Source organism: Magnetococcales bacterium, from assembly GCA_015231755.1.
Taxonomy (GTDB): domain Bacteria; phylum Pseudomonadota; class Magnetococcia; order Magnetococcales; family Magnetaquicoccaceae; genus Magnetaquiglobus.
Genome location: JADGAZ010000001.1, coordinates 177,123 through 198,849, shown reverse-complemented (window position 1 = coordinate 198,849; position 21,727 = coordinate 177,123). Strand labels below are relative to the sequence as shown.

15 protein-coding genes and 1 pseudogene are annotated in these 21,727 nt (G+C 55.5%); 2 read left to right on the top strand and 14 right to left on the bottom strand.

Translation table 11 applies throughout. From position 1 onward, the window contains the following. Window positions 1–3 precede the first annotated feature (3 nt). The 6 genes from HQL98_00920 to HQL98_00895 are packed head-to-tail and all read right to left on the bottom strand — an operon-like array spanning window position 4 to window position 8,659. Window positions 4–2,073 (bottom strand): response regulator, encoded by a 2,070-nt coding sequence (locus tag HQL98_00920; protein ID MBF0270623.1) that lies wholly within the window; start codon window positions 2,071–2,073, stop codon window positions 4–6. 1 nt (window position 2,074) lies between these two features. Next, entirely contained in the window at window positions 2,075–4,999 is a 2,925-nt protein-coding gene (locus HQL98_00915) for a PAS domain-containing protein (protein MBF0270622.1), read from the bottom strand. Next, the gene (gene dctP, locus HQL98_00910) at window positions 4,996–7,161 is read right to left on the bottom strand and encodes a TRAP transporter substrate-binding protein DctP (GenBank protein MBF0270621.1); all 2,166 of its coding nucleotides are present in this window, start codon (window positions 7,159–7,161) and stop codon (window positions 4,996–4,998) included. Before dctP ends, HQL98_00915 begins: the two co-directional genes overlap by 4 nt. Window positions 7,162–7,191: 30 nt before the next feature. Then, window positions 7,192–7,560, bottom strand: coding sequence for a diacylglycerol kinase (locus HQL98_00905; GenBank protein MBF0270620.1), 369 nt, complete (start codon window positions 7,558–7,560; stop codon window positions 7,192–7,194). 28 nt (window positions 7,561–7,588) lie between these two features. Then, window positions 7,589–8,239, bottom strand: a complete 651-nt coding sequence (locus tag HQL98_00900) for an alpha/beta fold hydrolase (GenBank protein MBF0270619.1) — start codon at window positions 8,237–8,239, stop codon at window positions 7,589–7,591. Between the two features lie 54 nt (window positions 8,240–8,293). After that, window positions 8,294–8,659, bottom strand: coding sequence for a hypothetical protein (locus tag HQL98_00895; protein ID MBF0270618.1), 366 nt, complete (start codon window positions 8,657–8,659; stop codon window positions 8,294–8,296). Here HQL98_00895 and HQL98_00890 point away from each other — a divergent pair. Next, the gene (locus HQL98_00890) at window positions 8,658–8,891 is read left to right on the top strand and encodes a hypothetical protein (GenBank protein ID MBF0270617.1); all 234 of its coding nucleotides are present in this window, start codon (window positions 8,658–8,660) and stop codon (window positions 8,889–8,891) included. The two genes, HQL98_00895 and HQL98_00890, sit on opposite strands and share 2 nt — an antisense overlap. On the opposite strand, the gene HQL98_00885 is transcribed toward HQL98_00890, so the two are convergent. The 5 genes from HQL98_00885 to HQL98_00865 all read right to left on the bottom strand — a co-directional run bounded on the left by HQL98_00885 (window position 8,834) and on the right by HQL98_00865 (window position 16,151). Continuing rightward, window positions 8,834–11,443, bottom strand: coding sequence for a methyl-accepting chemotaxis protein (locus HQL98_00885; protein MBF0270616.1), 2,610 nt, complete (start codon window positions 11,441–11,443; stop codon window positions 8,834–8,836). The two genes, HQL98_00890 and HQL98_00885, sit on opposite strands and share 58 nt — an antisense overlap. Continuing rightward, entirely contained in the window at window positions 11,443–14,010 is a 2,568-nt protein-coding gene (locus HQL98_00880) for an EAL domain-containing protein (GenBank protein ID MBF0270615.1), read from the bottom strand. The genes HQL98_00885 and HQL98_00880 overlap by 1 nt, the downstream gene beginning before the upstream one ends. 277 nt (window positions 14,011–14,287) lie before the next feature. Further along, window positions 14,288–14,596 carry a hypothetical protein gene (locus HQL98_00875; protein ID MBF0270614.1) on the bottom strand — a complete coding sequence of 103 codons (309 nt, stop codon included), beginning with the start codon at window positions 14,594–14,596 and terminating at the stop codon, window positions 14,288–14,290. 205 nt (window positions 14,597–14,801) lie between these two features. After that, window positions 14,802–15,830: a hypothetical protein gene (locus tag HQL98_00870; protein ID MBF0270613.1), complete on the bottom strand. Its 1,029-nt coding sequence runs from the start codon at window positions 15,828–15,830 to the stop codon at window positions 14,802–14,804. A 171-nt stretch (window positions 15,831–16,001) separates the two neighbouring features. Then, window positions 16,002–16,151: a hypothetical protein gene (locus HQL98_00865; GenBank protein ID MBF0270612.1), complete on the bottom strand. Its 150-nt coding sequence runs from the start codon at window positions 16,149–16,151 to the stop codon at window positions 16,002–16,004. Between the two features lie 230 nt (window positions 16,152–16,381). Here HQL98_00865 and HQL98_00860 point away from each other — a divergent pair. After that, window positions 16,382–17,235 (top strand): annotated as a pseudogene (locus HQL98_00860) (IS481 family transposase). Window positions 17,236–17,601: 366 nt separating this feature from the next. Here the strand turns inward: HQL98_00860 and HQL98_00855 are convergent. The 3 genes from HQL98_00855 to HQL98_00845 form a co-directional block, all read right to left on the bottom strand. Continuing rightward, entirely contained in the window at window positions 17,602–18,585 is a 984-nt protein-coding gene (locus HQL98_00855; GenBank protein MBF0270611.1) for an NAD-dependent epimerase/dehydratase family protein, read from the bottom strand. Between the two features lie 717 nt (window positions 18,586–19,302). Continuing rightward, on the bottom strand, window positions 19,303–20,289 hold the full coding sequence (locus HQL98_00850) for an NAD-dependent epimerase/dehydratase family protein (protein MBF0270610.1): 987 nt from the start codon (window positions 20,287–20,289) through the stop codon (window positions 19,303–19,305). Then, on the bottom strand, window positions 20,286–21,608 hold the full coding sequence (locus HQL98_00845) for a nucleotide sugar dehydrogenase (protein MBF0270609.1): 1,323 nt from the start codon (window positions 21,606–21,608) through the stop codon (window positions 20,286–20,288). The genes HQL98_00850 and HQL98_00845 overlap by 4 nt, the downstream gene beginning before the upstream one ends. Window positions 21,609–21,727: the final 119 nt, after the last annotated feature.

Below are 21,727 nucleotides of genomic sequence, written 5' to 3'. Positions count from 1 at the left end.
CACTTACCTGCAATAGGCCTGCAAGGCCTTGTCCGCCATCCGGATCTCCTCGAAGAGCTGTTCGGCCAGGGCGGGAACCCCTTCCAGCAGGCCGGCCCGGGCCATGGTTTCCAACTCCACCACCACCGGACGCATGCGACTCAGACCGAACTGGGCGCACAGACTTTTCAAGGAGTGTACTTCCAGACGCAAGCCATTGGGATCCCGGGCCGCCAACGCAGCCTGAATGCGCATCGCACGGTCGGCGAGCCCCATCTGAAAAGTCCGCAGCACATTATGGAACTCATCTCCGAGATCCTCCTGCAACTCTTGGATCTTAGCCCGATCGATTGGTTCCCGCCGGGGTTCTCCCTCCCGGGAAAACTCGGCAAAAGACAACGCCGCCGGACCACGGGACAACCATCGGGCCAACACCGCCAGCAGCGCACCGCGCTTGAATGGTTTGCTCAAATAATCATCCATGCCGGCGGCCAGACACTTTTCCCGATCCCCCTGCATGGCATTGGCGGTCAGGGCGATGACCGGGGTACGCCGTGTGGTACCGGAGACGAACTCCTGCTTGCGGAACTCCCGACAGGCGGTATAACCATCCATTTCGGGCATCAGGCAGTCCATCAACACCAAATCGAAGGGCTGCCGGGAAAGTCGATCCAGGGCGATGCGACCATTGGCGGCCACTTCGATGCGAATCTGGAACGGTTTCAACATGCCCTTGATCACCGCCAGATTGATGGGATCGTCTTCCACCAGCAACAAGGAGCGGTTGAGGGGGATTTCCACGGAACGGGGCACGGGAATGTGTACCCCGTCTTCGCTGGGCAGGGCGATACGGGCCATCTTGAAGGGAATTTCCACCCGGAAGGTGCTGCCCACGCCCGGGGTGCTGTCCACACTGATCTTGCCATCCATCATGCGCACCAGCCGATTGGTGATGCTCAACCCCAGTCCGGTACCGCCGAACTTGCGGGTCGTGGAGCTGTCCACCTGGGAAAAGGCGTCGAACAAACGGGAAAAATTCTCCGAACTGATGCCGATGCCCGTGTCACGGACAATAAAACAGATCATGGCCTGTTCCGCCGACACCCGCAGCGGCTCCACCGCCAGCAACACACTGCCGGCCTCGGTGAACTTGAGGGCATTGGAAAGCAAATTGGTCAAAATCTGCCGCACCCGCACCGGATCCCCGATCAAATCCCGGGGCAACAATCCTCCATACTCCACGCCAAAACCGATCTCCTTGTTGGCCGCCACCTGCCCGAACAACACATTCAACTCGTCCAGCAGTCCCCACAGACCAAACGGAATCTCCTCCAACTCCAGCCGGCCCGCCTCGATCTTGGAAAAATCCAGGATGTCATTGATGATCACCAGCAGATTTTCACCGGAACGACGAATCGTCTCGACATAAAGCCGATACTCCTCCGCCAGTTCCAGATCCATCAACAGCTCGGCCATGCCCAAAATGCCGTTCAAGGGGGTACGAATTTCATGGCTCATCACCGCCAGAAACTCGCTTTTGGCCATGTTGGCCCGTTCCGCAGCCAGCATGGCGGCATGCAGTTCCCGTTCGTTTTCCGCCAGTTTTTCCAAAGCCTGTTCCGCGTTGCAACGGGCGGTGTCCAGGGCGAGATTTTTCTGCTCCAGGGCGCGACGGGCCAACAGCAGATGCTCGATATTCTTGACCCGGGCCAGAATGATCTGGGGGCTGGACGGCTTGCGAATATAGTCGATGGCCCCCAGGGCCAGCCCCATGGCCTCGTCTTCAAACTCGGTCTTGGCGGTAAGAAAAATCACCGGAATCGCCGCGCTCAGGGGATCCTCCTTGAGCCGCTTGCAGGTTTCGTAGCCATCCATCACCGGCATCATGATGTCCAACAAAATGATGTCCGGCACCACCCGTCGCACCACCTGCAACGCCTTGACCCCATGGGTGGCCACCAGAATCTGGAAATGGTCATCCAGGGCGCTGCGGATGATGTCGATGTTCTCCGGTTGATCATCCACCAGCAACACGATGCGCTTGCGGGCATCGCCGATCAGATCCGGATTGATTCCAAGGGATTGGCTCTCCATGTCACGACTCCAAAACCACACCCATACGCGCAGACCACTGCATCAAGATATCGTTACATTTATCATATTCATACACTTCTAGATATTTGATCATCATCTGCCACCCCTCTTGACTCTCCTTGTCCGTGGCCCAAGGCTCCATGGCGCGAATCACCTCTTCGGCACGCACATCAAAGTGACGCAGCAACCGCCCGGCCTGGACAAACAAAGGCAACAGACCCTCCGGATTCATCGGTGTCGCGACTCCGGAAGGGGGTTCGCTGCCCCGCGGCTCCGGGAAGGCGGTACCGATGGTCAACAATACCGATTCCAGCAACCGGGCTGCTTCCAGGATCAAGGGACGCAAGGCTTTGCGACCGATCCGCTCCTTGACCCCATGCTCGATCTTCATGGCGGCCAGACTCAGATCCACGGCTCCGATGGTGGCCGCACCACCTTTGAGGGTATGGGCGACCCGTTCCAGCTCGCTCCACTCCTTGGCCTCCAGCAAACCACTCATCACCCGACACGCATCCGTCTGATTGACGACAAACTTGTTCATAACCCGACGATACAAGGTCACATCCCCCCCCATGCCCCGCAACCCCACCCGGGTGTTGATTCCCGGCAGGGTGGGCAGGAAGGATTTCACCTCCCCCTCCTCCACCGGCAAAGAGGCGGCATAAAGGGACAAGCGTTCTTGTGAACCGGTATCAGATTCAGAACTTTCGACGACATTCGACCGGCCACATCGCACCGTGAACATAAACCGGCTTCCACTCCCTGGAGAACTTTCCACATCGATGGTGCCCCCCATCATCGATACCAGACTCTTGGATAATGCAAGTCCCAGACCGGTTCCACCATATTTGCGGGTGGAACTGCCATCACCTTGATGAAATTTCTGGAACACCCCTTCCAATTGTTCCGGGGTCATGCCGATGCCCGTGTCACAAACCATGAACGACAATACAATCTCCAGGCCACTCACCTCCACCGGCTTGACCGAAACCACCACCTCCCCATGATCGGTAAACTTGATGGCATTGTTGGTCAGGTTGAGCAGCACCTGCCGCAAACGCAACGGATCCCCCATCAGGGGCAAACGCGTCGATTCCGCCTGTTCCACACGGAATTGCAAGGATTTTTCCTGGGCCTTGACCCCCATCAAAGACTCCAGGCTGGCCAGCACCTCGTGAAGGTCAAACTCGATCCGCTCGATTTCCAGATTGCCGGCCTCAATACGGGAAAAATCCAGAATATCATTGATCATGCGCAACATCCCATTGGCGCTGACATAAAGCTTTTGCAGATAATCCCGCTGCCGGTTGGTCAACGCGGTCCGCAGACACAAATGGCTGAATCCGATAATGGCATTCATGGGGGTGCGGATTTCATGGCTCATGTTGGCCAAAAACTCCCCCTTGATGCGGCTGGCCTCTTCCGCCTGTTCCTTGGCGGCGCGAAGTTCCCCTTCCAGAATCTTGCGGGGGGTGATGTCGAGCAGGGTGCCGGTCACCCGAATGGGCTCCCCCTGAAGATCACGGCTGATGCGGGCATTGCACTGGGTGAACCGGATGTGGCCATCCGAGCCAACGACACGGAATTCGAGTTCAAATTCCAGGGCATGGGTACGCAGCGCCTGCTCCAGGGCCTCGTTGACCAGCCGACGGTCCTCCATGTGCACCGATGACAAGAATCGCTTGTGGCTCGGCAACAAGGCATGGGGTCTCAATCCCAGAATACGGAACAACTCCGCGGACCACTGCACGGTTCCTTCCACCAGATCCCATTCCCAACTGCCCAAATGGGCAATCCGTTGCGCCTGATCCAGCAGTTCCAGATGACGCCGGGTTTCCGTTTCGACCCGGGTGCGCTCCACCACTTCGTGTTCCAGTTCCACATTGAGTTGGGCCAGAATGCGGGTCCGTTCCATCACCCGGTTTTCCAACTCCTTGCGTATCACCCACAGGGCGCGGGTACGCTCCTCGAACAAGGCGGCCAACTCTTCCAGCTCATCCCCGGTGCCCACCGGGGTGATGGCGGAGGTGCCATCTTCGGTGGCGCGGCGCACCCGCTCGCACAACATCAAAATCGGTTCCGCAGCCTTGGCGCCGAGTCGAAAAGCCAGCAGCATGGAGGCGATCACAATCGCCAGACCCAACAAGGTGGCGTTGGCAATGCTTTCGTAGATCGGGGCGCGAATCGCCGCCTTGTCCACGGTCAACCGCTGCCGCACCCCCAAACGGGTCAAAATCGCGGATCCGGGAGGCGGTGGCATGGTGAGTTCGATCACATCCTTGGAAACCGGAACCCGGCTCTGGAACAAGACCTGCTCCCCCAACAAAATGGCGTGTTGAATCGATTTGTCCCCGGAGACGATTTCCGCCAGCAGACCGGGAAAATCCACATGCACGATCATGGCCCCCTGAATCACATCATGCAGCACCAAAGCGTGACTCAGAATCAGATAGCGCCCGGTGGGATCGATCATCGGGGCCGGACGGCTCAGGGACAAGGCATTGCGCACCGCTTCGGAGTCGTGGAGTTCCGGGGCATGAGCATGATGATCCACAAACAAGGGGGTGCCATCAAAATTGACCAGATTGAACGCCGCGATGTGACGACCGCTGGAAAAATTCCGCGCCAGTTGCGGCAGATGGGGATCACTGGCGGTTCCTTCCATCATGGCGTTGATCATCAGGGGATTGCGGGCAAACTGTTCGAGGTTTTGCCGCAAAAAGCCGATCCGGGTTTCCACCCGCTCGAACAGATCCTGGCCATGGGCCCGCAACCCGAGTACCGACTGCTGGCGCAACGAATGGATCATGTCCGCCTGAAGCAGTCCCAGCACCAGCACCAGCGCCGCCCCCACGAATGAGGAAAATTGCAGAATATAACGCCGTCGCAGTTGTCCCCCATGTCCCGCCAGCGGTTCCATGCTCATTTCTCCTGATCCGCGGGCACGATCCGACCATCCGGGGTCAGCCGTCCCAAACGGTAGTCGCCGATGCCCAAGGCATCGTGACGCTGGACATCAAAAGGCGGCTCATGCCGACGGATCATCCCGTCGTGGCGCGGCAGTTTCTCCAAGGCATCCCGCACGCCCCGACGATCCGTGGAACCGGCGACGCGGATGGCGCTGGCGAGCATTTGAACCAGATCATAGGCCTGGACAAATCCGCTGCCCATCTGCACCGGGGGATCCCATTCGTTCAAAGACAAAAGACGCCGACTGGCCTTCAACAGATGCTCGCCAGCCTTGTTGCCGGAAACCCCAGGAAAAAAGGTCTGGGGAAACACCAAATCCAGATTGCCGATCACCTGCTGCTGAGCCGGGGTCAAACGGGCACCCAGCATGGCCCAATGGGAGACCACCGGCAAGGCTGGCAGACGACGGGAGAGTTCCAGCAAAAATCCGACACTCTCATCCGAAGTATCCACCAGGATCACCACCTCCACCCCGGCGGTGGCGATGGCCGACAGAATGGTGGCGAAATTCCCCAGGCCATTGTCCACCCAGTGGACCGCCACCGGCTGAATCCCCCGTGTGATCAGATGACGCCCAATGATCTTTTCAAATTCATGTCCCCACCTGGAATTCTCCAGCACCAAGGCGATGCGGGAACCCCGGCCCAGGGCCACATCCGCCAGAAAAGGGGCGGTCCAACGGTCGTTGAGACTCATCCGGAACACCTGATTGGAGGCAAAACCGTTTTCCGTCAGGTGACGGGCTGCCGACCAGGGCAACAACAAGGGCAGATCCAACCCGTGAACCTCTTCCACCTCCGCGGCCACCACGGAGCTTTTTTGTCCCCCCACCACCGCCACCAGATCATCCAGCCCCGCGAAAAATTTCAGATTGTCCACCCCCCGGGTGGCCAATCCATGGTTGTCCCGGGCCACCAGACGCATTTTCCGGTTCAAAACGCCCCCACGGGCATTGATCTCCTCAATGGCCAGCAATACCCCACGGGACAACTCCAACCCAACTCCGGCGCTCTCCCCGGACAACTGGGCATCCAGTCCCACGAAAATCTCCCGCCGTTCCCCATCCGACTCCTGCCCCCGCAACAACAGCCATTCCGCCATGCGGGCAATCACATCGGGTCCGATGCGTTCTTCAAACTTGCGGGGGGCATAAGCGAAGCTGGCGCGAAACCGCTCCCGGCCTTCCGGAGAGAGTTCATGCACGGTCACCCCCTCGTCCCGCAACTCCTGGAGCATCTTGCCCTCCTGGACCCGCAGCTCGCCGCGGCCCCACCAAGTGCTTTCCCGGGCCGCGTCCAGCAAAATCCGCTGCTGGCCGAAGGTCAACATGTCGAGGGCGTCGCGACTGACCGCCAACAAATCCACCGAATGACCATGACCGCTCAAGGTCAGATGGTTCAAAACCGCGGGACGGGCCGCGCCGGCCAAACCCCACAAGGTATCTTCCAGCACCTGTATTCCCGGCTCCGGACCGGTACGGACACCGGAGACGCCCACCACCGGCACCGCCTTGAGATGGTTGAACAACTCCTGACGCACCCGATTGTCGCTCTGATCCAACACCTGGAGGTCAACGAACGCCTCCGGGTCCAGCAACGGGCGATCCGCCAGCAGATGGCGACATCCCCCATCCAGCAGGGACAGCCCCTCCAGTCCCAAATCCCGCGCCTTGTCGAGAAGAATCCGTCCCGGTTCCCCGTCCAGGGCCCGATTGACAAATTCACGGGACGGAAACAAAAAAGGCAGATCAAACACCCGCATGGCCTCGATCCGCCCCCCCAGGGCGGCGTGGGGAACCACCAGCAAGGGCAACTCCCCCCGACTGGCCAATTCCAGCATGCGGTCATCCCCCCCCAGTTCCGCCGAGGCGTGGAGGGTGAGCCGAAACTGGCCATGACTCATGGCGGCGACCCGTTCCGCCAGCCGCTCCACCGCCATGCGGGAGACCGGACCCAGGGCACTGCTCACCCCCACTCGCCAGGTGATCTCCCGGGGGATTTCCGGTCCGGAAGTGGATGGCAAAGGCATGAACATGCTCTTGCCGAGCCGCATGAACAACAATCCCAGCACCACCACCAACAGGACCACCAGTATGCGCTGAACGGTTCGCTCCGACATGCGCGCTTCCTTATGGCCTCCCCGCGTCGCTCACGCCAGCCGCTCCCACAGAATCAATCCCCACACCAGAGCCACCAGGATCATCGCCACCAGCACCGCAGCCGATCCGATATCCTTGGCGCGACCCGACAGGGGATGCCATTCCGAACCGGTCCGGTCCACCACCGCCTCCACCGCCGAATTGATCAACTCGACAATCAGCACCAGCAGCAACGAACCGATCAGCAATCCCCGCTCCACCCCGCTGCGACCCAACCACAGCCCCAGGGGAAACAGAATCACCAGCAGTCCCAGTTCCTGGCGGAAAGCCGCCTCGTGTTGCCATGCGGCCCGCAGGCCCAACATGGAGTATCCGGCGGCATTGATCACCCGGGTCAACCCCGTGGCCCCTGGTTTCATGGTTGTCTCCCAGGGTTGCAATCCCGATTCACCATTCCGTCTCTCCTGTTTTCAAGAAATGTCGCACCCAACTCGCCACCCGGGGGGAGGAAACCAGCCCCACATGCATCATGGGCACCGTGGCATGCACCGCTCCGGGCAGATGGGTCTCCGCCACCGCCACCACCCCATCGTTGGGAGACTCCAGCCCCAAGACCAGATGCCCCAGACCCAAAGGAAGCGTGCCCGCCAAAACGCCGATCTGCCGTCCCGGAGGCACGCGCCACTCCCGTTGACCATCCAAAGCGCCCTCAAGACTGCGACCCAGCAGCCAGGCCCCACCCGGCCAGCGGGCCATGCGTCGGGCGGAATGCGACCCCCGGAACGGGGACCCCAAAGCCACCATGCGACCCATGGGAGCCTCCGGATGGCGTTCCAGCATGCGCAGGGCCACCAGCCCCCCCAGACTGTGACACACCAGATGAACCGCACCCGCCGTCACCCGTTTCATGCCAGGTCCGAAACGCAGTTCCAGAAACTCCCACAACCGTTCGGCATTGTCTTCCAGGTCACGCCGCGCCGTGGGATATTGAAAGGTCAACACCCGATAACCATCCCGGCGCAACTGCCGATCCAGCCAGAGAAACTCCGAGCCATCCAGCCACAATCCATGCACCAGCACCACCCACTCCTCCGGCATCACCTCCCACCTCCACCACCATCCTTCCCGAAGCAAAACCAACCCAAACCATCCTCATTCTACCCCCAAACCATTCAACCACACCACCACTCCACCATTTTCTTCCGGCATGCTGAAGTCATGCAACTGATTTTCTTCCACGCCGTGATGGATCATGCTCACCAGAATTGACTTCAAACCATGGGAGACGACCCAATCATGAAAACCGACAAACACATCCGAATGGTACAAAAATCCCTGCGCTTTCCCGAATCCCTGGCGGAGTGGATCGGAAACAAGGCCGAAACGGAACGCCGTTCCTTCAATCAGATGGTTGTCATGACCTTGGAAAAGATGCAGGAACAAGATTCCCCCCTGAACAACAGGGCGGATGGGTGACATCAGAACCATCGAACCGCACACAAAAAACAAGGAAACCATGTCCAAACGCTTCCAGGCCGGTTGCCCGGATGACAACGGGGTCATCCGGACATGGCCATCGCTCCACCACCCGTTTCCGGGCCTCGCTGCCCGCGCCAACCTGTGCGGGAGGTTGATCTTTCCACTGCTGGTCCGCTTTCCGGTGGTCCGGGAGGAAGAGGAAAGCCAAACGGTTCACACCTTGAACCGGGCCACCAATCCTTTCAACTCCCTGGCCATGCCGGTCAATTGACCGGCCCGTTGATCGAGCACGCCGCTGATGATCTGCATCTGACCCGCTTCATCGTTGACCGCCGCCATGGCCCGGGCGATTTCTCCCGTGGCCGTGGCCGCCTCGGTGACGCTGCGGGTGATCTCCTCGGCCCCTTCCGAGGCGTTGTGCACGCTTCGGGAGACATCCTCGATCCCCTGACTGGCCTGCCCCATCTGATTGCTCACATCCAGCAAACGATTGAACACCTGCATCACCTGTCCGGAACTCCCGGAAAGCCGTTCCACCGCGCCACCAAGACGATCCGTCACTTCGCTGGTCTCTCCGGCGGAAATCTCCATGGCCAACGAAACCGCCTCCGCCGCCGCCGACTGAGTGTTGACCGCCTGGGCGATTTCGCTGTTGGCCGCCGTAATTCCTTCGATCAAACGGATAATCTCCCGGATCGCGTCGGAAACCTCCCCGGACTGCCCCTGGATCGCCCCGGCCTGATCCTGAATCATCTGGGTGGCGAAACCGGTCTGCCGGGCCAACTCTTTCACCTCGTTGGCCACCACCGCGAAGCCCTTACCCGCGTCTCCGGCCCCCGCCGCCTCGATGGAGGCATTCAAGGCCAGCATGTTGGTCTGCTCGGCGATGTTGTTGATCACATCCACCACGGAACCGATCTCCTGGGCCGACTGGGCCAGTTGCACCATCACCCCCTCGGAACTCTGGATCCGGTCGGCGGCCTGCTGGGAATGGGTGTCGGCAAAGGCGCAACGCTCCCGCACCGCCAGAAACGAAGCGGTCACATCCTGAATCGACGACGCCGCCGAAGTGACCGAATGATTGGCCCGCACCGCGCCTGCGGAGATGGCAGTCAACTCGTGGCTCACCTGCTCCGAGGCTTCCGCCACCTGACTCAACACCGCGGCGGTCTCCTGGGAGGACTCGAAAACCGATTGAATGTTGCTGCTGGCCTGAGTCGTGCCGGAGGCGATGCTGTTGAGATTGGCGCTCGCCTCCTGGGCCGAGGAGGACACCTGCATCATGGTGGCGCTCAACTCCTCCACCGCCGAGGCGGTGGTGCCGGCCTTTTCGGTCATGTTGGCGGAACTGCCACTCAACTGACTGGAGACCTCCGCCAACTCCAGGGCGGACTTCTCCAGAGCCTGGGCATTGCCCGACATGCTGAGAACCAGATCCCGCAAGGAGGCGACCATCTGGTTCATGGTCCTCCCCAGTTGACCGATCTCATCTTTGCGCTTGAAATCCACCCCGGCATTCAGATCCCCGGTGGCCACCTGACGGGCAAACAGGTTGAGCGTCCCCAACGGACCGGTGATCAACCGGGTGATCACAATCGAAAACAACGTCGCCAGCACTCCCGCCACCACCGCCACCACCAACGCCACCGTGGCGCGGGTACGGGATTCTCCCCGGGTCTGGACCTCCAGACGTTTCATCTGTTCCACGGCGGCGGTCACGTTTTCGTCGATGATCGGCTCCATGCGGTGAACCGCATCACGCATCTTGTCGCTCACCCCGTTGATGCGTCCATTCTGATCCACCAGGGCGACAAAACTCTCCTCGTAATCGGTGACATTGGCCAGAATTCGCTCCTTGACATCTTTGGGAATCGCGGATTCATTGACATTCCCGACGATCACCGCCGCCACATCACGCAACTGCTTGACATATTTATCCTGCAAACGCATGAGATAATCCTTCTCATGACGCCGCATCATCAATAAATTCTTCCAGATACCGGGCACATAGTGGCTCTCCAGCAACTCTTCCACCACATGGGCCTTTTCGCTCATGCGCAGATAGAGCGGATCTTCCAGTTGGGTCAACACATCCTTGTGACGCACCGGCACAAACGCCTCGAACGCAGCGCGATAATCGCTCAACGCCCCAACGAGTTTCTCCTTGAGTTCCTTGTTCACCTGGGAAACGACCAGAAAGCCCTTGAAATGACCCGCCTGGGTCTGAAACTGGGTGACGTATTTGGCCTTGCCCCGCACCACAAAATCCTTTTCATTGCGCCGCATCTCCCCGAGTTCCACCACCAGTTGATCCAGATCGAAATCGTTGAGGATCTTTTCCATATCGTGGGCAGACTTGCGGAACCGTCCCTGCAAGCCGGATCCGGGATCCAACCCCTGGATTTTCCAGGCTTCGACGATTTCCAGGAATGCCGTATGATACTGCCCGATCAGCCCCCGGACCTTTTCGGCCATCTGCACACCGGTCATGCCCCCCACCGGCTCTTTCAACCGGCTCAGTTGTTCGGCCTCCTTTTGGGCCAGGCCCACATAGTGGGTCACCCGCTCCACATACTTGACCTCCTTGCGGGCCAGAAAATCCTTCTCGCCCCGCCGGGCTTCCAGGAGATACCGATGAATGTTCAGAAAATGGTCCTTGCGATCCCCGTATTCGCTTTGCAGAAATTCATAAGAGTCCAGGGAGTCGAACAGGGCGTCGTGAAATTGCCAGACCACACTCAAAAAAAACAGCCCGGTGATCCCGAACGCGATCCCCAGCTTGCGGCCAATCGGCAAATCCCGGAAAAAGCTCATATTGATCATCAATCAATCCCTTCTTGTTGTTTGACTGCCTCCGGAAAAATAATCACCGATGCGCCGCCGGAATGCAATCTGGGCGCAAAAGAGGGTTTTTGGCCATACATGCGATCTTCTTCCAAATACAAGGCGATCTCCTCCGGCGCAACCGGCTGGCTGAACAAAAATCCCTGCACCAGATCGCAGCCCAAGGAACGGAGAAACTCCAACTGATCCGGGGCGGCCACCCCTTCGGCCACCACCTGCAAATTCAGGTTTTTGGCCATGGAAACAATGGTCTTGGTAATGGCGGCGTCATCGGGATCGGCGATGATGTCCCGCACAAACGCCCGGTCGATCTTGAGGGTGTGAATGGGAAAACGCTTCAGATAACTCAAAGAAGAGTAACCGGTGCCGAAATCGTCGATGGACAATTGCAGATTCATGGACTTGAGGGTATGCAAGGTAGAGACGGTTTCGTCGATATCCCGCATGAACATACCTTCGGTCAATTCCAGCTCCAGATAGTGGGAATCCATCCCGGTATCTTTCAGGATCCGGGTGATTCTCGCCGGCAAATCCGGATTCTGGAACTGGCGCGCCGACAGATTGACCGCCATGCGAATGGGGGCGAACCCCTCTTCCTGCCAGCGCATGTTCTGTTCACAGGCGGTCCGCAACACCCATTCCCCGATGGCGGCGATCAGATCGCTCTCTTCGGCGATGGGAATGAAATTGACCGGCGAAACCAATCCCAGTTCGGGACTCTTCCAGCGCACCAGGGCCTCCACCCCCATGAGACGACCGGTGACCACATCGATTTGGGGCTGATAGTGCAAAAAAAGTTCTTTGCGCTCCAGGGCCAGCCGCAAACCATTCTCGATGGCCATACGCTTGGATGAAACCGCGTCGATCTCCTTGGTGAAAAACTGGATGGCGTTGCCCCCCTGCTCCTTGGCGCGGCGCATGGCGGACTCGGCTTTTTTGAGATGGCTGTCCTCGTCCCCTTCGTCCAGGGGGAACAGGGTGATGCCGATGCTGGCGGACAGATAATAACGCTCCTGCTCCACCAAAAAAGGTTCGCTCAGGGTGGCGAGGAGTTTGCGGGCGATACGTCCGGCATTGCCTCCTTGCAGCAGACCGGTGGCGATCACCACAAACTCGTCACCTCCCACCCGGGCCAAAGAGTCCTCATCCCGCAGACACTGGGTCAACCGCAAGGCCACATCCCGCAAAATGCGATCCCCGATATTGCGTCCCACCGCCTCGTTGATCAACGTGAAACGGTCGATGCCCAGAAACAATACCCCGACGATCTGATTGAACCGAACCGCGTAGGAGAAGGATTGCCGCATCCGGTCTTTGAGCTGCAAGCGGTTGGGCAGTCCGGTGAGGGAGTCGTGATGCACCAGGAAATGAAGCTGTTGTTCCGAACTGCGGATGCCGGAAAGATCGGTGAACACCTTGACGAATTGACGGATCGTCCCATCCCCGTCCCGGATGGCGCTGATATTGGCGAACTCCGGATAGATCGCCCCGTTCTTGCGCTGACTCCACATCTCCCCCCGCCAGCAGCCGTGGGCGGCGAGTTGCTGTTCGATCTGCCGATGGAAGGAGGCGTCGTGCTGGGTGGAGTAAAGCATACTCATGGACTGATGGATCGCCTCGTCTTCCGAATAGCCGGTGATGGCCACAAATGCCGGATTGACCGATTCGATGATCCCCTTGGGATCCATGACCATGATCCCTTCGGTGGTATTCTGGTAGACGCTGGCGGCCAGACAGAGTTCGACTTCGGTCTGACGCCGCACCTGGACTTCGATCTGGAGGGCCTGATTGGTGCGTGTCAGCTCCCGGGTGCGATCCTGAATACGTCGTTCCAGTTCGGATTTGTCCTGCTGGATCTGTTGCATGAACTGCAAGCGGTTCTGTTCGTGGGCACGGATGTGCCGCATCAGACGCCGCACCACCAGGCTGAACAGGCCCACGAACAGGGCCATGAACAGACCCACCGTGATCATCTCCTGCCACAACGAAACCCGGATCCGCTCCACGAAGGGGGTCACATCCTGATGCCACTCGAACACCCCCTCGACCGCCGATCCGCTCTCACGGGTCAGGGGCAGATGACTCTTGAGCAGGAAACGATCCGTCGTGCCCCCATCCAGACCGAGGACCGACGCCCCGGCATCGAGCGCGGTGGTGATGCGTCCGGCGAGAGCCGCCTTGACCGCCTCGTCGCCGGAGTGATCCTGACCGACCGCGTACCGGTAGTCGGTGGAAAACAGCACCTCACCCCGAAGATTGAAAACGGTGACATGGGAAATGGCGTATGCGCGCAGATGGGGGGCGAGCCGCGTGTCGAGTCTGGAGAATTCGGGCGGAGGCTCCACAGTGGCCTCACGCTCCAAAGGGGTGGCCAGGAGCGCGGAGAGGTCCGGTCCGAGGTCGGAAACCACGACGCGGGAGAGGAGTGTGAGACCGGTTTGACCCTGGGCGAGCAGTTGAGCGATCATGGCCTGCCGATGCCACAAACCGACAAGGCCCACCATGATCATGAAGGAGAGCAGACCAAAAGCGACCAGAAGTCGCATTCTGCGTACACCACGCATCGATCTCTCCCACCATCGGTCCATGAAAGAGGCAGGCCATGCCCCGAATCAACCCATACCGCTCCTGTAACCAAGTGTATCAGACCTGCATCCCCCGCGTCAAACCGTGCATTGGCCCGTTTCACCTTAAAAAAAGCACCAGAGTATGTCGACATTCAATAATTTGATCCCCATCCTGTCTCGCAGGAGGTGATGCTATGGATCGATGTGACTGCGTGATGACCAATGGAAACGGATTATATACCTTTTGTAATCTGATTCAGTTTCGGAAAGGAAAATCACGAGCAGAGATTTCACCGCAGACAGCCAGACCGACACCCAAAAGCAGCACATCTCCATCGGTCAGCAGGAGGACAAAAAGGTAACGAGCACTCGCCCGCTCCTTCGGTGTGCCATACCCCGGCAGATGCCGCATCAAAAGCCCCAGATTGAACCCGGCGCTGTAATTGGCCTTACTATCCAGCGAAATCCAACGCCCAAAGGCCAGTTGAAAAGAGCCAAAATCGGGCCGGTGGGTTTTCTGGGAGGGAAAGAAACAAATGGACGCCTTTGCGCACCGGGTCGCCATCGGCGATCAACAAGCCCATCTTGTGGACGAACTATTGCGCACCATTGCGTACCATCGAATCGGCAATCGACATGGACGTGCGGAACCTCGAGTCGTGAAACGCCAACCAAAGGCTTATCGACGCCTCAGCCAACCAAGGACAGAGGCTAGATTATCCCTGAGGAAATATGAGGTTGCGGCTAACTAAGCGCCATTGGATCATGGCCTATTCCCTGGCAAAGATAATGTTTTCCATGGAGCGATAAAAAGGTTTTGACATGTCCGAATGCAAGAAATCTCTTCCTGCCTTTTTGATTTGTCTGATTTTCTGTAGAGATATTGTTCTTAAATCTCTCCACATATCTTGCCAAGTTTCATATTGTCTGCAATCAATAAACACCTCTGACGGAATATATTTTTCAATATCATGCGCCCCAAGATATAATGGAACCGTTCCCGCATACAGGCAATCGAATATTTTCTCAGTAATGTAACCAGTCATAGCCATATTTTCAAAACATAAACAAAAATGATACTTTTTTAATATATCGAATTTTGACACACAAGACCCTTTGTAAATCGTCATCAGCTTTTTTCGATGCATCCAATACGGTAACCACATGGACTCGCGCGACCACCAGCGTTCCCATCCTCTGCCATACAGATCTACAGCCTGCAATTCAGCCAACGCACACATCGCCTGAATACGCAGACTGTAAAGTTCCTGGAATCGTAATCTGGGTCGATGATTGCCGTTGATAACAACAATACGATGCTCACGATTTTCATGACTCCAGACAGCATCCAGCACCGTGTTGTAGGGAATCGGCCAATAAAACCTGCGAAGTTTTTTCCGATCAACACCAGACAGGGAGTAACCGTTGCCTTCTACATTGTGCATATAAACATATTTGAATTTATCTGTCAACAGTGGCAAGGCGTCATACAGAGCGGGTGCCACAATGGGTGGTTCCATGATCACAAATGAATCCAGCACTATTGATTCCTGCTTTTCAAATCTCTTAATATTTTCCATCATTCCAAGAGAAATATAGCGATACAGAATACCAGAAGTCTTGGAGCTTTCCTGCCACAGATCAGCCGTATTGATCGAGATATTTTGACGCGTTAATTTTTCCTTTAGAACATGTAACTGCAACAAATGATTATCATGGTTCAAAATTGGATCCTGAAGATCAAACAATTTATTATTATTAAAAACCGGATAAGACGGATCAATAAGGATGTTTTTCATTTTGATGCTTTGTTTAACCGATCTGATTGTTGATTAAACCCATACACAAAGACCATAGGGCAATGGCGCTTAGTTAGCCGCAACCTCATATTTCTCCAGGAATAATCTAGCCTCTGCCCTTGGTTGGCTGAGGCGTCGATAAGCCTTTGGCCGGCGTTTTACGGCTCAAGGTTACACGTCCAGGTCGATGCCGATTCGATAGTACGCAATGGCGCGCAACAGTTCGTCCACAAGACGGGCTTGTTGATCGCCGATGGCGACCCGGTGCGCAAAAGCGTCCATTTGTTGCATCGCCCCCTTGAAGCTGATCCTGATGGGCATGATCCCCGCCCGGTTGGCGGCTTGAGCCATGACAGTCCGAATCAGATCGGTGTCTGGTCCCAACGTGTGATGGATGGTATACTGACATTCCATCACAGGAGGATTTATGAGCCAGATACTGCACGGCAGCGCCAAGACCACGTACGCCATCCGAACTGCAATGATACTGCACGGCAGCGCCAAAGACCACGTACGCCATCCGAACTGCAATACAACGATCGCAAGCTACGATCCAGGAGCTTGCTGAACAGTACGATCTCAACCACAAGACGGTCATGAAATGGCGCAAGCGTGATTTTATTCACGATATGCCCATGGGGCCGAAAGAGCGGCGATCAACCATACTGACAGCCGAACAGGAAGCGATAATCGTTGCATTCCGCAGGCACACGTGCTTCCTCTAGATGATTGTCTTTACGCCTTACAGGCCATGATCCCGGTACTGACTCGATCTTTACTGCACCGTTGTTTCCAATGCCATGGTATCAGCCGTCTTCCGAAAATCAAGGGCGATAAAAATTCAAAAAAGACATTCAAATCCTACCCTATAGGCTATTTTCATGTTGATATCGATGAAGTCGCACCGAGGAGGGCAAACTGTATCTCTACGTGGCTATTGACCGAACCAGCAAGTTCGCCTATGCCGAACTCCACGAAAACGCCAATCGCAAGACAGCGGCTTCATTCCTCGGGACATTGATCGAGGTCGTCCCTTATCAGATCCATACGGTGCTTACCGACAACGGCATCCAGTTCACGGAACTGCCCAGAAACCGAACCGGAGCAACCACCCACCTACGGGAGCACCCTTTTGACCGAACATGTCAAGCCCAGGTATTGAGCATCTCCTGACAAAACCTAACCATCCTTGGACCAACGGTCAGGTTGAACGAATGAATAGAACACTCAAGGAGACCACGGTCAAGGAGGTATCACTATGCCTCACACGCCCAACTCACAGAGCATTTAAACGCCTTCCTTATGGCCTATAACCACGCCAAAAGACTGAAAAGCCTCAAAAGTATGGACAACTGAACCTGAACGGTTCAGACTTGATCCAACCCATCACACTCCGGGACTAAACACATCGGGTACGTCTCTTTTGGAACGACACATGTTCATGCTACTTTTCACAAAGGTACGTTTTCATAAGATGAGAGAGCCTTCCTTATTTGCAACGAGCCTCAAACAAGGCTGGCCTGACCGCATTGCATAGTGGTTGAAAACACGCTCGTAGATCTCGTTGGCGACTAACGCACCTCATTACCGCAATATTCATAATCGGCACCAAACTAAAGAAAAACAATCTAAACCCGGCGAGTTGGGCTTGCGGACTGGAAGTCCAGATACCGGTTAAAGGTTGTGGATTTAATCTTGCGCATAGAGATTAAACTTTACCCTCCCCACATGAAACAGCAAGAAGCCGATTTTTTTAAGTTTTTGCAGAACTTTAAATCTGGAGTCCATCATGCTCTGTAAATCGAGTACGAAAATCTCTAATTGTAGCATTCAGTCCCTCCTGCAACGGAGTAAACAAAAAATCCCGGCCTACAGTTTTCAGGAAAAGGCTGTTATCCATGCAGCGCCAAGCGTTGCCTTCCGGCTGATCGGTATCTACCACGACTTCCACTTCACGACCCGTCTGACGCACCACCTCCTGGGCGACATTCATTAAAGTAACTACCTGGGAAGACGAAAGGTTGATCACCTCCGGAATATTCCGCTCCATGCCCAACAACGCCAACAATCCACGTACCAGATCATTCACATATAGAAAAGTCCTCTTCTGCATCCCTGATCCCCAGATTATCAGAGGATTGTCCTGATGCGCCTTACGCACTATGGATGGAATGACCTGCATACCCTGCACGGCATAGCTGTCACCCGGTCCGTAGGTATTGTCTGCCCGGACACAAATGCTTTGTATGCCGGTCTCACGTGTTAAAAACCGGAACAAACCTTCCATGACCAGTTTAGACCATGCGTAGCCGTCGGGGGTATCCACAAAGCGCACAGGAGATCGCTCGGTCAAAAGATGGTGCGCCAAATCCTCGTAAACCACCACGCTGCTCAAGAACATTACCTTCGGGATGCCACGCGCTCGACATCCCTCGATTAGATTGCGATGGATTTCCAAGTTTCGTTCCGCTACCATCAGCGCCTGTTCGGTATGAACTTTATAGTTAAACTTGACACTGGCCAAATGTATACAGATATCCGCCAAAGGAAATAGTTCAACAACGGTCCCTCGGTCCTCTAGGTTGCAGGAGAAAAACGCCACGTCGTCGGGCAGAAGGATCTTTGCCGCTTGCGGGTTACGCACCAGAGCCATGACTCGACATCCTTCCCGCACTAGGGCACGCGCTATAGCCTGTCCCACGAAACCGGTGGCTCCAGTAAGAAGAACCCTCTGCATAGCCAGAGAACCCGTCATGACCAAGCCAATCGGAAACCGGACATTTTCTCCCCGGAGATAAAGAATGAACTGAATAATTTTGATATGTTATGCATAATGAACCTGATGCTCTTCGGACAAAAAAGCTAAACTAAACCGTGGAATGCCGCCACACACCCCATTGAATCCCGTGTCTCTCTCACCATCGGCAATTGGTAACCGTTCAACCCGATAAAATGCTTCAGGCGGATTTAAACATTGAAACATCAAAACAGTCTATCTAGGAAGGAGGGCGGGCTTGTCTCGTAAATCCGCATCGATTGCCCGCATCAGGAATTTAAGGACGTTGTGCGTTGCTGTTGGCGACAAGTGGCAGCCACAGTCATGATCCGTTCCTCGAAGCTGCGGCCATTGGGCGACTTGTTCTGCTTTCCGGGCGGTAGGCCCATCGCCAGACGGTGACCTCGACGAGTTGCGCACGCTCTGCCGCAACCGCTCCTCCAACAGCACCACACGCTGCATCTAGGAGCACAATTTGCGCCTCCTAGTCTCAACTTTAGCCTAACGATGGCGATAAGAGCCAAACAATGTCATACAAAAAATCATCTATCGCACAATACGACAGAAAAATGATAATATCCTTGTGACGATATATGTCCAATTCTCCTATCAAGTTGTATTTTTTAAAACGTTAAGAGATTTTTTAAATCTTCTATGCTTTATTACTGTTAGCAAACCATCGCGTTTTTTAATACCTCAGCATACCCCGCTGATCTGATCAAAATAGGATTTGTACCATGCCCACGTTGATTTCAACCCTTCTGCGAGCGGAACTTTGGGCGTGTAGCCAAGAATACGTAGCTTATCGAGTTTGGGACATCGCCTACTAACGGAACCCGAAGGAGCCTCATGAGGGATGATTTCCTCCTTGCGACCCACGGTTCTCAGCACCAAACGGGCCAAATCGTCAATCCGGATCTCCTCCAGATCGTTTCCCACGTGGTAGATCCCCGAAGTTCCACTGGTTTCCATCAGCAGCCGGATTCCTGCTACGGCATCGGAAACATGGCAAAAGGCACGAGTTTGATCGACTCCATACACGTTCAGAGGAACTTCCCCACGATGTATACGCTGCATGAACTGAGGAATAACGTGCTCAAAACCCATGCGCGGACCGTAAATATTGTGAAATCGAAAAATACAGAAGGGCAGACCATAAGCTTTATCATAGGAGACGCAGGCGCTCTCGCCCAACAACTTGCTGGCCCCATAGGACCATCGGGGATTAGTAATATCCTGAATGCATAGAGGAATATCCTCCCCGGAGGGGATAAATTTACTCCCTTGCATCTCCACAGTGCCTGCATATACCTCAGAGGATGAGGCATAAAGAACTTTAATATTACCATGATCTCGGGCATAATCCAGCACGTTAAGCGTTCCGAGAACATTGACTTTAAGCACCTGATCCGGAATGTTGTAAAAATTTTCGGTACCGTTGATGGCTGCCAGATGGTAGATCTCTCCGATACTGTCTGGATCAATCATAGCCAAAGGATTTGGGGTCGTCAAATCTACCGTGTGAAAGGTGACGGCCGGATGGGCCAGCAAACCTTCAAAATCCTGATCATGACGTCCTCGCTTAAAATTATCGACCAAAATTACCTTGCGTCCATCTTCCACCAGTGATCTAGCCAGCCAATAGCCGACAAATCCAGCGGCTCCCGTAATCAGAGTTCTCATATTCCTACTCCCATGTAGCCCACACCATCTAACGTCATCACGCTATCCCTGTCCAGTATGCGCCATCCATCATACACCAAAGCTGGACGTGCTAGGCGTTCTGCCATGTCCAGCAGATCCCACTTGCGATAAGACGGATGATTGTTTGCAATAATTACCACATTCACCCCGTCAAAGCCCTGCGGAAGGGCTACTGGCTCCACACCCAAAGCAGATATTTCAGAATCCATCACTACCGCATCGTATCCCTGGATTCGACATTGCGGTGCATAGGCCTTCAACTCCCGCAGCAACCATAGGGTGGTAGAGTCCCGCAGGTCCGCCGTCTCCGGATCTCCCTTGAAGGCGAAACCTATCACCAGCACCTTGGCATGGTTTAGATCGCTTCCCAACCGTACCATCTCGGTTTGTATCCGCCTGACGATCAAACCGGGATAGCCTTCGTTAATCTCCCGAGCCTTGGCAATCAATTGCAGAGGATATCCATGACGGCTGGTCGTATCCATCAAGATGTAGGGGTCTTTAGATAGACACGCCCCGCCTACCCCTGGTGAAGGTACCGGAATGCTATTGCGCGGATAATGGATATTGGCCGCCCAGATTATTTCATGGATATCCAGACCAAGTGCCTCTGCCGCCTGTGCCATTTCGTTTGCATACGCAAAACGTACATCCCGATAGGTATTATCGATCAACTTACACATCTCTGCCGCTTCAAGGGATGAGAGATGGATCACTGCCGGTGTCATACGCTGGAAGAAAATGGCGGCCTTTTCGGTACAGCCGGTAGTCAGTCCCCCCACTACCTGGGGGTTATTGCGCAACTCGGTCAACGCCTTGCCTTCGATGGTCCGTTCCGGGGTGAAGGCTAAATAGAAATCCTCCCCCCCTTTCAGACCAGATATCCGCTCCAACAAAGGTAACACAATGTTGCGGCTGAGTCCCATGGGAACCGTGGAACGTATTAACACCATGGCACCCTTCTTCAAGTGTTTGCCCACATCCTTTACCACTTCTTGGATGTGGTCTAAGTTAGGGATATGTTGTCCGGGCAACAATGGCGTACCGACGGAGATCACAAAGATATCTATGGGAATATCCGGGACGCCCGATTCAATATGCAACGTCTTTCTGGCCAACTGATGCCGCAACCGAACATCCAGATTTTCTTCAAAGAAATGGGGATTCCCCTGACGAAGTTGCGTTACAACCGATGAATTGATCTCAATACCATAGACATTGTAACCGATCTCTGCCAGAATTACTGCTAACGTCATCCCGACATATCCCATTCCCATCACGGCGATCGTGTCATACATTGTTTAGAGTCCTAAGTAAAATGAATTGAAACATTCCCATCAAAGCCGAGGTGTTTGTTCTTGTAAGCCGCTCAAAGCGAATTCTGGGATGCTGATCACTTGAAGACGGCAACTGCTCT

Coding starts and splice junctions, on each gene's coding strand:
- HQL98_00920 (MBF0270623.1), bottom strand. CDS start 2,073: ATGGAGAGCCAATCCCTTGGAATCAATCCGGATCTGATCGGCGATGCC.
- HQL98_00915 (MBF0270622.1), bottom strand. CDS start 4,999: ATGAGCATGGAACCGCTGGCGGGACATGGGGGACAACTGCGACGGCGT.
- dctP (MBF0270621.1), bottom strand. CDS start 7,161: ATGTCGGAGCGAACCGTTCAGCGCATACTGGTGGTCCTGTTGGTGGTG.
- HQL98_00905 (MBF0270620.1), bottom strand. CDS start 7,560: ATGAAACCAGGGGCCACGGGGTTGACCCGGGTGATCAATGCCGCCGGA.
- HQL98_00900 (MBF0270619.1), bottom strand. CDS start 8,239: ATGCCGGAGGAGTGGGTGGTGCTGGTGCATGGATTGTGGCTGGATGGC.
- HQL98_00890 (MBF0270617.1), top strand. CDS start 8,658: ATGTCCAAACGCTTCCAGGCCGGTTGCCCGGATGACAACGGGGTCATC.
- HQL98_00895 (MBF0270618.1), bottom strand. CDS start 8,659: ATGGTTTCCTTGTTTTTTGTGTGCGGTTCGATGGTTCTGATGTCACCC.
- HQL98_00885 (MBF0270616.1), bottom strand. CDS start 11,443: ATGATCAATATGAGCTTTTTCCGGGATTTGCCGATTGGCCGCAAGCTG.
- HQL98_00880 (MBF0270615.1), bottom strand. CDS start 14,010: ATGCGACTTCTGGTCGCTTTTGGTCTGCTCTCCTTCATGATCATGGTG.
- HQL98_00875 (MBF0270614.1), bottom strand. CDS start 14,596: ATGGCGACCCGGTGCGCAAAGGCGTCCATTTGTTTCTTTCCCTCCCAG.
- HQL98_00870 (MBF0270613.1), bottom strand. CDS start 15,830: ATGAAAAACATCCTTATTGATCCGTCTTATCCGGTTTTTAATAATAAT.
- HQL98_00865 (MBF0270612.1), bottom strand. CDS start 16,151: ATGCCCATCAGGATCAGCTTCAAGGGGGCGATGCAACAAATGGACGCT.
- HQL98_00855 (MBF0270611.1), bottom strand. CDS start 18,585: ATGACGGGTTCTCTGGCTATGCAGAGGGTTCTTCTTACTGGAGCCACC.
- HQL98_00850 (MBF0270610.1), bottom strand. CDS start 20,289: ATGAGAACTCTGATTACGGGAGCCGCTGGATTTGTCGGCTATTGGCTG.
- HQL98_00845 (MBF0270609.1), bottom strand. CDS start 21,608: ATGTATGACACGATCGCCGTGATGGGAATGGGATATGTCGGGATGACG.